We start from the raw sequence: 13,851 nt of genomic DNA, 5'->3' as shown, positions 1-13,851 counted from the left end.
TCATGGGTTCCATTTGTTGGAGAACGCGGGCCGGACGGTTTTCAGCTCCGGCAGGTTGTCGAGGAAGTTGTCCGGGTAGTAACCGAAACTGGTCGCGCCCTGACGTTTGAGACGGCTCATCCAGTCAGCCAATTGCTGGCTGTCGATGTCGGCCTGGTCCTTTTTCGTCCAGTCCCGTGCCTGCAATTCGAACACCGTGCGATCCAGTGCGCCGGGACGGGCCTTGACCGTGTCGACCAACGCTTCGAGCCACGGCCCGGATTGCGCCTGAGTCTGTTTTTCCATGAGTGGCATGGCCATCGGGGCCGTCCAGTCGTAGGTGGCGAGGAAGTCGTCGAGGTTCTGCGCGTACCACGCTTCGCTCTCGGGATTGAGCATCGGTTCGGCAAAGATGTTGCGCGCGGTCTTCACCTGCGGGCCGCGAATGGCGCGAACCTTGGCCGTCAGCTCGTTGGTGAAATCGATCAGGTAGCGGCTCTTGAAACGCGTCCAGCGCTGCATGGCCGCCGGATCATCACGCAGCGCTGCAATCGAGCCCGGCAAGCCGTTGGCCGCGTAGACTTTGAGCGCCGCCGGGCTGGCGTCTTCGAAGTCCGAGAGCACCGCGTCATCGTGATAGAGAATGCCGTCGACCGACGTCAAGCGCGCCACGTCCTCGTAGATTTCACCGATGATCCGTCGTACTTCAGGGTCGAACGGTGACAAGCGTTGATACTGATCCGGGTCCACCGAAGTGGTGCCGGTTTTTGGGTCCCAACGGGTCACGCGCGGCAGTTTTGAGTCCAGACCAAAACTCAGCACCGGCATCCACGCGAAGACCTTCACATTCGCGCGGGTGCGCAGTTGCCAGGCAACGCGGTCGAAAATGTCCGCACGCATGGGCAGATGGCGGTTGGGGAAGTACAGCGAGTGCACCAGACCATCGCCCTTCGGGTCGCCGAACGCCTGCAGGAACACGGTATTGGCGCCCATGTCGGCCATGCGCTGGATCAGCTTGCCGAGGTTGATTTCCTGCTGCGCCGGGTCCGGGTCGTAGACGTTGTCCAGATCCACATGCACCACCCGCATCACCGCATCGGACTGCACCTCGACGACGCTGCTGGCGAAATGTTCGCCATCCGGGTCAGAGGCGACCAAAAAGCGCGGGCTGCTCATCACGTTGTCGAGGCTGTCTAGGCCATCGTTCAGGGTCAGGGCCATCTGATAGCCCTGTTCATCGACCACCGTCAGCGACGTGCCGTCTGCCGCACCGTAAGGCCAGACCCAGACACGCGGCTTATGGCCGGTGACCTTGCGGATTTTTTCCGTGATGGCCGCTACGTCGGTGCGAATTCGCGCCTGAAATTCGGCCTCGGTTTCGTAGCGTTTGGTCTGAGGGTTATAGCCCCGGGTAGCCGCCGCAGGCTGCAAATTGCCTTGCGGGTTGGCCAGGATGCCTTTGTGGCTGGCATCGGTGTGGGCGGCGATTTCCACCAGCCCGGAGCGCGAGATTTCGCGCACCTGATCCCAGGTCAGAAAGTCGGAGCGAGCACGCGGCGTGCCGGCGAAATCCACCGGTTGATCGAGCGGTGTATCGAGCCAGGTGCCGACTGGCGCCAGCAGCGCATGCCAGTTGTAGGCGCGCAGCACTGGCAACACACGGGTGTAGAAACTGGCATAACCGTCGTCGAAGCTGAGCAGGATGGCCTTGGCTGGCAACTGCGGCCCACCCTTGCGTGCGGCCATGATCTGATCGACCGTAACCGGCTGGTAATTGTTTTCCCGCAGCCACGCGAGTTGCTCGATCAGGCGCTCGGTACGCACCGCCACCACGGCCTGATCGGGGTCGACATCCTCGACGTCGTGATAGGCGATACCGAGTACGTGATTTTTCGGCCACGGCTTTTCGCTGGCCGCCACCGGGCGCTCGGACGGCGGGGCGAACGCCGGGGCTTGCTGGGCACAGGCGCTGACCAGCAGCACCCCCAGCAGAAGGATGAAACGCGAAGTCAAAGGCATCTTCAAACTCTTCTAGAAGCGGAAAGTGAGGTCGACGAGCAGACGCAAATCGGATTCCCGGTCACCGTCGTAAGGCCGGTTGATCACACTCAACATGCCTCCCACCTCGAATACGTCGTTCCAGGCATAGCGCTGGCCATAACCGAGCAACGCCATGCCTCCAGTGCCCTGGTCGCGCTGGCTGTAAGTGCCTGCCCCGACCTGGAACTGCTGACTCCACGAGGTTTCGTAGCGGTGGTAGAGCACATGATTGACGTTCAGCAGCGGCATGACGCTGAAGTCCGCCTTCGGGTTGAAGTACGGCACGTCTGCGGAGTTGGAGTTATGGCTGGTGCCGACCTCAAGACCGGCGTCGACCTGCACGTTCGGTGCGCTGTAGAGACCTTCACGCCCGGTCAGCAAGGCTTCGACCCGGTTGTTGCCATCGCTGAAGTGCGAAGGGCTGACGGACAGGCGCCACTCGCGACTTTCATTGGCACGCCAGCGAATGAAGCCGCTGCCGCCATTGGCGGTGATGTCGCTGTTCAAGGCCCGCAGCGGGGTTTGCGCCGACAGGTATTCGAGGCTGGCGCCATACTGCCAGTGGTCGTTGATATCGCGGGCAATCGCCAGTCGTGCGCCGAGTTTGTCGCCGAAACCATAAGCGTGATTGGAGACTTCAGCCTCCAGGCTCATGTCGCGGCTGCGCCGCTCCAGACCCACACGCTGGAAACGGTGATGACCGGTGCCTTCGGCGAAGTCGCCGGTGGCATAGCCGACCCCGGCAAACACGCGCCAGTCTTCATCGATCGGCGGGCTGTACAAGGTGCTTTCGATACCGAAATCCTTGCTGCCGGCAACCGCCCCGGTATCGCCGCTGTTGCCGCCGAAAGCCTTGCCACCATAGCTTTCGACACGCAACTGGGCCATGTCATGCACGTCGCGCTGGCGGGCCAGGCGCTGTGCTTGCCGGTTATCCGGGAAGCGCTCAATCACGTCGTCGGTCAGCGCATCCATTTGCCGCCATTGCTGCAACTCCATCGCGGTTTGGGCTTGAGCGATTTCCAGGCCCATATTGCGCGGCGCCATGGCCTCGGTTTCCTTGAGCAGGTTCTCGGCGCGGCGCGGCCAGTTACGGGCCAGGTACAAATCAGCCTGGGCCAGACGCAAACCGATGTTGCCCGGCGCCTGCCCGACCAGCACCTGCAAACGCTCTTCGCCATGGGGCAAATCGGATGCGTAAGTGCCGGCCTGCGCCGCGAGTTGCTGGGCATCCATCCATTCGTCATTGGGGTTGCCGATGGGCAGACCTTTGAGCTCGATACGCGGGCGCTGAGACTTGGCTGCATCCTCGGCCACGTTTCGGGCCTCATCGGCGCGATCACTTTCGAGCAGCGAGTAATACAGCGCGGTCGTGTCTTCCAGGCGATCACCGACATCGGCGTCCGGTGCCGAAAGCACTTGGCGGTAGAGGTCAGTGGCGATTTCCGGTTCGCGTTGATCCAGATAGGACGACGCCACCCAGCGTTGGGCATAGGTCGGCACCTTCACGCCTTCGGCTTGCAGCTTTTCGTATTCAGCAATGACGTCTGCGGTACGCGCCCGCGCCTTGAGCGCGCCCATGCGGTCGATGCGCCAGCGGATCACGTCGTCGTGAGCCGTCGCGTCCGGTGTCCAGGTGGCGAGCAGTTTGTCGTAATCGGCCAACGCCCGGTCAGCGATCACATAGCGTTCTTTTTCGCTGCGGGTGGCCAACTCCGCCAGACGCACGCGCTCGGCGGCCAGATCGCCTTCGAGGCGACGCAGGGTCACCGGATCGATCAGACCCGGACGCTGATGGGCCAGCCGCAGCGCCGGCTCCGGCAGACGTGCCTTTTGCAGCGCAACCACATATTCGCGGGCGACTTCAGGTTTGTTGCCGGCGCGAATGACCGCCTGATCGTATTCAAACAGGGCGTCGTAAGGTTTGTTGGCGCGGGTCAGGGCATAGCCCAGGGCGAGGCGGCGTGACGGGTCGTCGGGTTTGGCGGCCACCAGCGCTTTGGCGCGCGAGACCGACTCATCGGGCTTGCCGGCGTCAGCCTGGGTCAAGGCCAGGCCCAGTTGCAGGTCGGCATTGTCCGGCTCCAGCGCCAGTGCCTTGTTATAGACCTGAGTGGCCTGATCCCAACGTTTGAGGTTGCGATAAGCACGGGCGGTGGCGGTCAGCGCCTGAATCGGCAGTACCCGGTCGCGGCCCTGGGTTTCATAAACCTTGACCACTTCGGCGTCGAGCCCGGCCCAACCGGCAATTTGCAGGTGATCGCTGATCTGCCCAGTGGTTGCCAGACCCGGCGGCACCTGACGCAGCACGGTCAGCGCAGGCGTGTAATGCCCCGCACGGGCATCGAGCACCCGTTGATCGTATTCAGTGTCGGCAAGCGCCAGCGCCGGCCACAGCAACTGGCTACAGAGCGCGATTCGAATCCAGGGGCGTAGACCACGATGTAATACAGGACCATCAATACGCGGCATTCGTCAGCATCCTTACATGGCCAGCCGGGTCGTCATGCCCTTTTTGCCCAATTCGTAACGGAGACTGGGTGAAAAACACTCAGCCAAGCTCAGTCGGGCAGTTTTGCACGCAAGCATGGACCAGGATTCAGAACACAATAATTGTTCAGATTCACGGTAACGGCTTAGCCGGGATGCCGAAAAGCCAAACGCCAGACAGCAAAACGCCCGGCGTCTGCGCAATGCAGAGGCCGGGCGTTGCTATTTAGAGCGCAGTATTACTGCACTTGCGTGACGCCTGCGAACTTGCTCATCAGGAAGCCAACGAACTGCTCAACGGTCATCTTCTGGCCGTTGAATTCCACCTGATTGGCGGCGTAATGCAGCTTGGTCACGACGTTGGTGCCATCGACGGTCGCCAATTGCGAACCAACGGCCATGGCGGAGAACATGTCGGCGGTGCCGCTGGCCCCATCGACGATGGCTTTGGCGTCGGTCTGACCATCAAGCTGCGCCTGTACGCTGAGCAGATCGACCAGCATCGGCTTGGACACCGTGACATTGAGGTCGAGCAGCGCGATCAACTGTCTGGCCAGTTGATCCGGCGGCAGATCCATCGACTGCGGCTTGGTCAGGTCGATCACCAGATTGGCGCGGCTCTCACCGTTGGCGGTCTTGAGCGACAGGTTTTCCAGTGCCACTTGCGGGCCAGCGGCCAGCAATTTCTGCAAGTCGGCTTTGACCTGGGCCGATTCGGCTTCGGTCAGATTCAGCTCCGGTGCCGGCAGGCCAGCAGCGGCCGCTTCGGCCGCTGCTTTTTCGTACGGCTGCAATTTGGTCTGGTAGACCTGCATCAGCGACATCGTCGACGGGATGTCGAGGTTCTTCAGGCTCATGGCCATGCTGGCCGAACCGATTTTCTTGTCGTTGAGGGTGACTTCGCCGATCTGGTAGTCCGCACGGCCGGACGCATTGCTGCCGTTCTCCTCGGTGAGGTTCTTCATTTCGAAGTTCTTCACGCCGAGCACCGATTGCTTGGCGCCGAAGGTGGTTTTGCTGTTGGACAGTTCCAGGGTGTTGCTGCCGGTGTAGTAGCCGTAGCTGCTCTTGGTGAGGTTGCTGGCCAGGGTCAAACCGTTGAGTTCGATCTGCACCGGCGCCTGATCTTCAGCCACAGAGACCAGTTTGAGGCTGTCCATGTAACCGTCAGCCTTGACCTTCTGCGCTTGGGCGCTGGCGGAGATGTCCATGGTCAGGCCAGAAAATTTCAGGCTCGACTGCTCATCCAGAGCGATTTCCAGTGGCAACAGGTCGACGGTGCTGGTGGTGGATTCGTCGTAGCCGATGTTGGTCACGCCTTTGAGCGGTGCGGCGCCCTTGGTGGCGGCGAACCATTTTTCAGTGGCTGGACTCTTTTCGAGTTCGTAATTGCTGGTGGCCATGACCGGCAACCATTTCAGCGACACCAGACGCGAGAAAGGCAGCGGGCCGTGCTCGAGGTGATCGACAAACAGCAATTCAACCGGCGCATCGCCGAACATTTCGCCTTCGGCTTTGAGGCGATAGTGCGCGGTGCTGGTGAAGGTGTGACGCTCCAGCGACACCAGTTCCAGCGACATCGTGCCGTTGGAGCCGGCCATGGCGGTTTGCAGCTCTTTGTTGGTATTGGTGACGGCGTTGTTCAACACGCCTTCGATCTTGGTCCCGGTGTACCAGGCCCCGCCTGCACTGATCGCGCCGATGGCAACAACAATTCCGAGTAGCACGCCTGCTGATTTATTCATGAATGACCTGATCGATTTCCGTGGCTGAAAGTGGGGTCGTCTTCCCTGAACCCGTGACCGGGTTGCGGCTCGACTCCGCTGAAATGAGGGGTGGAGATTAGCACTGGGGCGCATGATGGCCCAATGTTTAAAGGTTAAAGAGTGTCTATGGGGAGTGTGGATAGCTGGCAAGCCGGGAGAGTTTCAGTGCTGCTCGGTCCGCCTTCGCGAGCACGCCCGCGCCCACAGGAGCGTGGTGCTGAGCACACATCTCCTGTGGGCGCGGGCTTGCTCGCGAAGAGGCCAGATCATTCAACGAAAGATCAGGAATACTGAACCTCGATCTCATCGAGTTGATGATCAAAGCTTTTGAGGCGTGCGGTCCAGGTGTACACAAGCACTTCAAAGTCCCGATCGATCACCGCCCCGCCCGGCCCATCGGCGCGCGGGTCGCAGTAGTCGAGTTGATAGCGCTCGCGGGCCATGGCGGTGGCGACGTCGGACAGTTCACGGGCATTGTTCAGCCAGTGCCAGCCCTCGCTGTCGATCTGCTTGTCGAGTTCCAGACACTGCTTCTTCAGCGCTTCGAGGCTTTTTTCCAGCGGCGTGCCGGTGAGTTCGCCCATGACTTCGGCGAAGGTGCGGCCGGGCTGCCAGTAGCTGCCCCAGAAATACCGGTCGAACACGGTTTCGACCCGGCGCAGGGCGACTTTGGTGTCCCAGATCAGCACCAGCGTCTTGCCCTGTTCAAGCTGTCTTTTTTTGACCCGCTGAACCTGGACCGACGCCCACGCCACCACGACGATTGCCATGACCGCAATCAGCGCCACGGCGCTGTCGAGGAAAACCATGGCCTTGTCGATCTGGTGGGCCAGCATGATGCCGTAGAAATAGGTGGCCGAGAGCAGCACCAACGCTGCGAGGGCGCACCAGAAGCCGAGAGCGTAAGGGTTTTTCATTATTGGTTTCCCCTAGACCAGCGCTAGCGATGTGCGCTGAAGGGGCGCTTTGCTCGGGGCGCCCTTTCAACACTTCAAAGCATAGCTATGGCCTCAGGGTTTGCTCGGGCTTGAAGCTTGCGTTCGTCCGCTTTCCCAACCGCCGCCGAGGGCGAGGAACAAATCGATCTGGCTCATGGCGACTTGCGTGTTGGCAGCGGCCAGTTGCGCGGTGACATCGGTGTAGGTGCGGGTCGCTTGCAAGTCGGCGAGAAACGACTCGCGGCCGGCCTGGAAGAAGCGGTGTGTCTGGTCGGCGGCCTGTTTCGCCGACTGCGCGGCATCGGCCAGCGAGTCACGGCGTTGCAGCACAGCGCTGTACTGCGCAAGGCCCGTCTGGGTTTCGCGGATGGCGTTGAGCACCACGCCATCGAAATGCGCCAGTGCGCCTTGCGCCGCCGCTTCGGCTTCGCGGATGCGCGCGCGGGCGCCGTTGGTCGGCACCTTCCAGCTCAACGACGGGCCAAAGCCCCAGCGGTTGGTCGAGGGATCACCCAAGTCGTCGATGATGCCGACAGTGCCGATGGTCGCGCCGATGCTGATGTCCGGGTACAACTCGCCCGTGGCGACGCCGATCCCGGCCGTCGAGGCCGCCAGACGCCGTTCCGCCTGACGAATATCCGGGCGGCGCTTGAGCAGCGCGGCGCCATCGCCGACCGGCACCCGTTGGGCGATTTTCGGCAACTCGGCGCAGGTCGCGGTGCCGGCCGGCAACTGATCGACCGGTCTGGCCAGCAGCATCGACAGGCGAAACAGCCCGGCCTGACGCGCTGCTTCATAACGCGGCATTTCAGCGCGCAAGGATTTGAATTGGGTTTGCGAACGGGTGACCTGGGTTTCATCACCACGCCCGGCATCGCGCAAGCGCTGGGTCAGCGTGGTGCTTTGCGATTGCAAGTCGAGGGAATGCTGGGCGATTTCTCGCTCTTCATTGGCCGCGCAAACCTGGGTATAGGCGCGAACCACGTCGGCCACCAATGTGATCCGTGCGGTGTCAGCAGCGGCTTGAGTCGCATCGGCATTGGCCTTCGCGCCTTCGATCCCGCGTTGCAGGGTGCCCCACAGGTCAAACTGATACGAAGCGCTGAGGCCTATGTCGGCGACGTTGGCCACTGGCACTTTCTCTGGCAGCAAAAATGCCTGACCGGATTCCTGCAAACGCTGTGCGCCCATCTTCACCCCGGCGCTCCAGCCACCCGCGGCCTCGGCCTCGTCGACTTGAGCGCGAGACCGCGCAAGGTTCGCTGCCGCCACGCGCAGATCCGTGTTGGAGGCCATGGCTTGCTGCACCAGTTGATCCAGGCGCGGATCCTTGTACAACCGCCACCAGTGCGCTGGCACCGGCGCCGACACCACGGGTTTGCCGGCCACCGCCAATTCACCCTGAAAATCCTTGCGCTGGACCGCCGCGTCCTCGGGCACCTGATAGTCCGGCCCGACCATCTGACAGGCCGAGAGCATCACGCCCAAGCCTGCGATCATCAGGGCCCTGTTCATGGCGCGGACTCCTGTTTTTGATCGTCGATGATCGAAACAGTGGCGGTACGCCCGGCGATCATGCGGAAGTCCGCCGGCACCTCATCAAAGGCAATACGTACGGGAATCCGCTGCGCCAGGCGCACCCAACTGAACGCCGGGTTGACGTTGGGCAGCAGGTTACTGCCGCTGGTGCGGTCACGGTCTTCGATGCCGGCGACGATGCTTTCGACATGCCCGCGCAGCCTGGCGCGGTCGCCGACCACGCGGATATCCACCGACTGGCCGACATGGATGCCGTCGAGTTTGGTCTCTTCGAAATAGCCGTCGATATGAAACGAGTTGCTGTCGACCACCGACAGCACCGGACGCCCGGCGGTAACGAATTCCTGAGCACGCGGCGCCCGGTCGTTGACGTAACCGTCCACCGGGCTGCGGATTACCGAGCGGTCGAGGTTGAGCTGGGCGCTGTCCACCGTCACCCGCGCTTCGGCCAGTGCCGACTGCGCACGGGCCACGCGAGACTGGCTTGCTTCCAGTTGCTCAGCCGGCACCAGGTTGCCCAGGCCACGATTACGCTTGGCTTCGCGTTGTGCTTGCGCGAGCGTTTCCTCGCGATCGGCGGCGGCCGCTTTGGCTTGGCGCAGGGCCAGTTTGAATCGATCCTGGTCGATGCTGAACAGCACCTGACCCCGTTTGATCAACTGGTTGTCTTTCACCTCGACCTGCTGGATCAGCCCGGAGACGTCGGGGGCAATCTGCACGATGTCGGCACGGATGTGGCCGTCACGGGTCCACGGCGCGAACATGTAATACATCACCATGCGCCAGACGAGGACAACGGCAAAAGTCACGATCAGCAGGGTCAGTACCACGCGACCGATGGTCAAAAACGGTTTTTTCATGTCATCAGGTATCGACTGAGTGAGTCCACGCCGTACAGCAGCACGGCGTAGAGGGCCACGTTGAACAATGCCCGGTGCCAGACCAGACGGTAAAAGTGCAGACGTGTCAGCACGCCATGCACCAGCAAAAACAGCACATACGTGATGCCCATCAACACCAGCAAGGTCGGCAGAAAGATGCCGCTGATGTCCAGATCACCAATCATAGGGGCGCTCCATCGGGCAACGGTTCTTCGGGCTCGGCGCTGGAAACGAATTCGACGCCGGGCAACAGCGCCAGACGCAGCCCGCTCAAGGCGTGCAACAGGTGGAAACGGGTTTCTTCGTCGCCGTGGCCATTGAGTGCACGGCGCGTGCGGTCCATGGTCATCAGCAACGGACTCGGCGCCGGCAGGCGTTCGCCAGCCTTGAGGCAGGCGCGGAAGTACTCGCCGACCTCGACCACCACTTGCTGCAACAGCGCCTTCGGCACGCCGGTGACCCGTGGGGTGTAGGCGAGCAAATCGAGCAGGTTCAGACCCACGCGCACTTCACGCATGGCGATGCCGGTGTCCTGGCCGGTGAGGGCAAGACGCGGCAGGTGCTGCATCAGGCGATCGAGCAACTGCACGCCCAACTTGCGGTGTTCGGCAAGGTTGGCCGGCTCGGTCATGTCGACGATGTCTTTCCAACTGAAACGGGTCAGGCGCTTGGCCGCCAGCTCGGCGCCGAACGGGCGCGCCACCAGCGTCCAGATGAACGCGAACAACAGGCCCATCGGCCCCGCCAGGTTGGAATTCACGAAGGCGAAAAAGTCCGCATCGTAAGCGCCCTGAATGCTGATGAACGATGAGGTGTTGACCAGCGTCAGGAGCATGCCGAGGTAGAAACGCGGCTGCACCGTCAGGGTACCGATGCAGATGAACGGGATGGCAAACGCCAGGACCAGCATCGGGAAGTCATGCAGGTTGGGCAGAATCAGAAACAGATACAGACTGGCGAACAGCACCGACATGCCCGTCCAGAAAAAGAACCGGTAGATCTGCGGCGCCGGGTCGTCCATCGAGGCGAAGAAGCTGCACGCCACCGCCGCCAGAATCACTGCGCTGCCGCCGTCCGGCCAGCCCAGCAGAATCCACAGCAGCGAAGCGACGATGATCGCCAGAATGGTCGAGGCCACCGAATAGAGCATCAGCCCGCGATCAAGAAACGGCGTCAGGCGACCGAGGCGCCAGTGGCGATACACCGCGCGCCAGCTGTCCTGACGCTCACACACAATCGCCGCCTGCAGACTGCGGCAGTCTTGCCACAGATCGATGAATTCACCGAGGCGATAGATCGCGTTGGAGAAGAGCAATTGTCTGCGATCCTCCAGCGCCTGCGTGCTCGGTTGCAGGGCCTGGAGCTGGTCTTTCAGGGCTTGCCAGCGTTGCAGATCGGCGTCCTGGTGAGCGAGCCAGTCACGGGTCGCCGCCAACAGCGGCGCGAACTGTTCTGCCAGTTCCGGGGTGCGCCGCTCGAGGGCGTAGAGCGAATCTTCGAGGGCGTCGATGACCGGCAACAGATGGATCATGCGCCCGCGCAGTTCCTTGGTGTTTCGCACGGTTTGCGGCAGCGAACCTTCATGGGGTAACTGGCCGATCATCAATTCCAGGCTGTTGAAATTGGCCACCATGGCCATGCGCAGGGCCGTGACTGCTTCAGGCTGCACGTCGCGGCTGAGAAACTTCAGGCTGTAGCTGGTCGCATCGATGAACCATTTACCGACGGCATCGTTGAACACCGGCGCCAAGCGGCGTGGCCAGAACATCGCGCCGACCACAGCGGCGACGGCAATGCCGAGGAAAATCTCTTCGGTACGTGCTTGTGCGACATCCCACACCGCCAGCGGGTTATCCACCACCGGCAAGGCAATCAGCGGCAAGGTGTAGCCGGCAAGCATCAGCGCGTAACTGTTGGCGGTGCGCAAATGCAGGGATAGAAACAGCAAAATACCCGTCCACAGCGCGATGACGACTACCAGCACATAAGGGCTCTGCACGAACATCGGCACGAAAAAAACCGCCGCCGCTGCGCCGAGAAAGGTACCGATTGCACGGTACAACGCCTTGGAGCTGGTCGGCCCGAGGAACGGGCTGGAGACGATGTACACCGTGGCCATCGCCCAATACGGACGCGGCATTTGCATGAGCAAGGCGATGTACAACGCGATCATCGACGCGGCAAAAGTACGAACCCCGTAGAACCAGTCGCGGGTCGGCGGAATGCCTGAGAAAAAACCGTTCAAGAATTGACCACCAGCGGCGGATTCGCCGCCTCAAAAGCCCTGAGTACCCGAAGCGTAGCTTCCAGATCGCTCTGATCAATCCCGTCGAGCACTTCGTGACGCAGGCGCACCAGTTCGACTTCCACCGCGTGCACCAGCTCACGACCGGTGTCGGTCAGGCTCAGGCATTTGGCGCGGCGATCCTGCACATCCTCGGTGCGGCGCACGTACCCCGATTGGCACAACTGATCGAGCAGACGCACCAGCGACGGGCTCTCCATCCCGGCCGCCTGCGCCACCTGCACTTGACGCACACCCTCACCCAAACGCCCGATCATCAATAAAGGGACGGCGCAGGCTTCGGAGATTCCATAGTTGACCAGCGTGGTCTGGCAGATCTTGCGCCAATGCCTGGCGGCCACCACCATGGCACTGCTGATGTTCATCTGGAGAGCGTCGAGGGTATCGGGCACGGGACAAGGCACACTGTTAGTTTGCTAACTATCAATATCGCATTGCGAGGGAAATTCAGTCAAGTTTTGAAACAAAGTGATTGTCAGCCGAAGAGAAACGACGAGGTGGGGACCTGCTAGCGTTTTTGGGCCTTCTAGTAAACTCTGCTGCGCTCACGATGACCTGAAGCGACGACAACTCGCTCATCGATTACTTGATAAACCAAACGGTAACCCGACGTTTTGAGTTTGATTTTGTAACAGTCGGGCATCCCGTGGAGTGCATCAGCCGGGACTCTCGGCAGCGCCAATCTTTCGGCGAGCTTCTTTTTTCAATTGATCTCGGAGCGAATGATTTCTGCCAGTTCCAAATCATCAAGCCGTTCCATCATTGCTTCGTAAACATCGGCTGGCATCCATCCGGCAGGAAACGATCACCCTTCGGTCAGGCCTACCGCCCCGTACGCAACAACACATTCAATTGATCAACCACCTCCGCCCAATCGGCATCGTCCAGAATTTCGTCGCGCAAAAAATCAGCCTGACTCTTGGTCCAGAAAAACGCGTCTGCCAGGTGCAATTCGGGTTTGAGCGGAGAATGGCTCGTGATGAATTGGTCGATGCTGACGGGGTCGTTGTCCAGGCCGAGTTGTTTGAACAGGGATGGCAGGCTATGGGTGGGGCTTTCCATGGGGGAACTCCTTGGGAACATGGTGTCTGGGCGATTATTCGCGAGCGGCATCCAAGGGGTCGCGGTCACCTGTGGGAGCGGGCTTGCGCGCGAAAGCGCCAACGCGAACGCCACAAAACCTGATGACTCAACTCCCGGCCTGATGCACCTCGGCGCTGCATTGGAACGGTTGTAGCGGTGTGTTTGAGTCTAGTTCGGCGAGTTGCAGGCGCAGGAAAATCCGCTCACTGGACACATCCGCACACTGATCAACATTCAACCAGTTCAAGGCTCAACTAGACTCAAAGAAGCACACCCATGACGCGCCCGGAGGGTCACGTGAACAGTCGATGTTGTGCGTTTCTCTGGTTACTGCTGTTGAGCGGCTCGGCGATCGCCGCCGATGTTCCACTGTCGTCGGTCAACCCGATCGGTCTCTGGCTGGTCACCCTCGGTATCGTTTTTCTGATCGCCGAAGCCGCACTGCCCAATTACGGCGTGATTGGTCTGGGCGGGATCATCATGTTCGTGATCGGCGCGCTGATGCTGGGCAACGCGGACTTGCCGGTGCCGATGATGATCGGTCTGGGTCTGGTCAGCGCTTTGCTGTTGCTTGCGCTGATCATCCGCGCCCTGAAAACCCGACCGCGCCACGCCGTCAGTGGCGATGCGGGCCTGGTCGGCAGTGTGACGGCAATAACCACGGTGCAGACTGAAGATGCCCATCACGGCTGGATACACCTGCAAGGTGAGCAATGGCAGGTGCACAGCGCGACACCGCTGCACAGCGGACAATCGGTACGCGTAGTGGGACGCAAGGGCTTACTGCTGAAAGTCGCCGCGGCTGACGCGGCTCGACACGGAGAGTGATC

At 61.2% G+C, this 13,851-nt stretch carries 11 protein-coding genes and 2 pseudogenes; 1 reads left to right on the top strand and 12 read right to left on the bottom strand.

The features are described 5' to 3' along the window. The 12 genes and pseudogenes from pgaB to AACY11_RS22700 form a co-directional block, all read right to left on the bottom strand. Positions 1 to 1,998: a poly-beta-1,6-N-acetyl-D-glucosamine N-deacetylase PgaB gene (pgaB, locus tag AACY11_RS22750; RefSeq protein WP_339463935.1), complete on the bottom strand. Its 1,998-nt coding sequence runs from the start codon at positions 1,996 to 1,998 to the stop codon at positions 1 to 3. Between the two features lie 12 nt (positions 1,999 to 2,010). Then, a complete protein-coding gene (pgaA, locus tag AACY11_RS22745) occupies positions 2,011 to 4,491 on the bottom strand; it encodes a poly-beta-1,6 N-acetyl-D-glucosamine export porin PgaA (RefSeq protein WP_339495759.1) in 2,481 nt (826 codons plus the stop codon). A gap of 257 nt (positions 4,492 to 4,748) precedes the next feature. Beyond that, positions 4,749 to 6,254 carry a YdgA family protein gene (locus tag AACY11_RS22740; RefSeq protein WP_339495758.1) on the bottom strand — a complete coding sequence of 502 codons (1,506 nt, stop codon included), beginning with the start codon at positions 6,252 to 6,254 and terminating at the stop codon, positions 4,749 to 4,751. Between the two features lie 302 nt (positions 6,255 to 6,556). Then, entirely contained in the window at positions 6,557 to 7,192 is a 636-nt protein-coding gene (locus AACY11_RS22735) for an NADH:ubiquinone oxidoreductase subunit N (RefSeq protein ID WP_221730958.1), read from the bottom strand. Positions 7,193 to 7,285: 93 nt separating this feature from the next. Beyond that, the gene (locus AACY11_RS22730; protein WP_339495757.1) at positions 7,286 to 8,728 is read right to left on the bottom strand and encodes an efflux transporter outer membrane subunit; all 1,443 of its coding nucleotides are present in this window, start codon (positions 8,726 to 8,728) and stop codon (positions 7,286 to 7,288) included. Next, on the bottom strand, positions 8,725 to 9,612 hold the full coding sequence (locus tag AACY11_RS22725) for an HlyD family secretion protein (RefSeq protein ID WP_339431629.1): 888 nt from the start codon (positions 9,610 to 9,612) through the stop codon (positions 8,725 to 8,727). The genes AACY11_RS22730 and AACY11_RS22725 overlap by 4 nt, the downstream gene beginning before the upstream one ends. Further along, complete coding sequence (locus tag AACY11_RS22720; RefSeq protein ID WP_027611129.1) at positions 9,609 to 9,818, bottom strand: DUF1656 domain-containing protein; 210 nt, start codon at positions 9,816 to 9,818, stop codon at positions 9,609 to 9,611. Before AACY11_RS22720 ends, AACY11_RS22725 begins: the two co-directional genes overlap by 4 nt. Continuing rightward, positions 9,815 to 11,878, bottom strand: a complete 2,064-nt coding sequence (locus AACY11_RS22715; protein ID WP_339431630.1) for an FUSC family protein — start codon at positions 11,876 to 11,878, stop codon at positions 9,815 to 9,817. Before AACY11_RS22715 ends, AACY11_RS22720 begins: the two co-directional genes overlap by 4 nt. Beyond that, positions 11,875 to 12,303 (bottom strand): MarR family winged helix-turn-helix transcriptional regulator, encoded by a 429-nt coding sequence (locus AACY11_RS22710; RefSeq protein ID WP_339431666.1) that lies wholly within the window; start codon positions 12,301 to 12,303, stop codon positions 11,875 to 11,877. The genes AACY11_RS22715 and AACY11_RS22710 overlap by 4 nt, the downstream gene beginning before the upstream one ends. Before the next feature lie 161 nt (positions 12,304 to 12,464). Next, positions 12,465 to 12,663, bottom strand: a pseudogene (locus AACY11_RS22705) (type II toxin-antitoxin system RelE family toxin); the annotation flags it as partial. Then, positions 12,654 to 12,725: pseudogene (locus AACY11_RS28500) on the bottom strand (antitoxin); the annotation flags it as partial. The pseudogenes AACY11_RS28500 and AACY11_RS22705, both read right to left, overlap by 10 nt. A gap of 35 nt (positions 12,726 to 12,760) precedes the next feature. After that, the gene (locus AACY11_RS22700) at positions 12,761 to 13,000 is read right to left on the bottom strand and encodes a DUF2789 domain-containing protein (protein WP_339495756.1); all 240 of its coding nucleotides are present in this window, start codon (positions 12,998 to 13,000) and stop codon (positions 12,761 to 12,763) included. 318 nt (positions 13,001 to 13,318) lie between these two features. Here AACY11_RS22700 and AACY11_RS22695 point away from each other — a divergent pair, with 318 nt between their 5' ends. Next, on the top strand, positions 13,319 to 13,849 hold the full coding sequence (locus AACY11_RS22695; RefSeq protein WP_339431632.1) for an NfeD family protein: 531 nt from the start codon (positions 13,319 to 13,321) through the stop codon (positions 13,847 to 13,849). The last annotated feature ends 2 nt before the right edge of the window (positions 13,850 to 13,851 follow it).

This window comes from Pseudomonas sp. RA_105y_Pfl2_P56 (assembly GCF_963970845.1).
GTDB classification, from domain to species: domain Bacteria; phylum Pseudomonadota; class Gammaproteobacteria; order Pseudomonadales; family Pseudomonadaceae; genus Aquipseudomonas; species Aquipseudomonas baetica_A.
This window is presented reverse-complemented; position numbering and strand designations above follow the sequence as displayed.

Bases quoted from the DNA above. Each gene is read 5' to 3' on its own strand.
- pgaB (WP_339463935.1), bottom strand. From the start codon at position 1,998: ATGCCTTTGACTTCGCGTTTCATCCTTCTGCTGGGGGTGCTGCTGGTC.
- pgaA (WP_339495759.1), bottom strand. From the start codon at position 4,491: ATGCCGCGTATTGATGGTCCTGTATTACATCGTGGTCTACGCCCCTGG.
- AACY11_RS22740 (WP_339495758.1), bottom strand. From the start codon at position 6,254: ATGAATAAATCAGCAGGCGTGCTACTCGGAATTGTTGTTGCCATCGGC.
- AACY11_RS22735 (WP_221730958.1), bottom strand. From the start codon at position 7,192: ATGAAAAACCCTTACGCTCTCGGCTTCTGGTGCGCCCTCGCAGCGTTG.
- AACY11_RS22730 (WP_339495757.1), bottom strand. From the start codon at position 8,728: ATGAACAGGGCCCTGATGATCGCAGGCTTGGGCGTGATGCTCTCGGCC.
- AACY11_RS22725 (WP_339431629.1), bottom strand. From the start codon at position 9,612: ATGAAAAAACCGTTTTTGACCATCGGTCGCGTGGTACTGACCCTGCTG.
- AACY11_RS22720 (WP_027611129.1), bottom strand. From the start codon at position 9,818: ATGATTGGTGATCTGGACATCAGCGGCATCTTTCTGCCGACCTTGCTG.
- AACY11_RS22710 (WP_339431666.1), bottom strand. From the start codon at position 12,303: ATGAACATCAGCAGTGCCATGGTGGTGGCCGCCAGGCATTGGCGCAAG.
- AACY11_RS22700 (WP_339495756.1), bottom strand. From the start codon at position 13,000: ATGGAAAGCCCCACCCATAGCCTGCCATCCCTGTTCAAACAACTCGGC.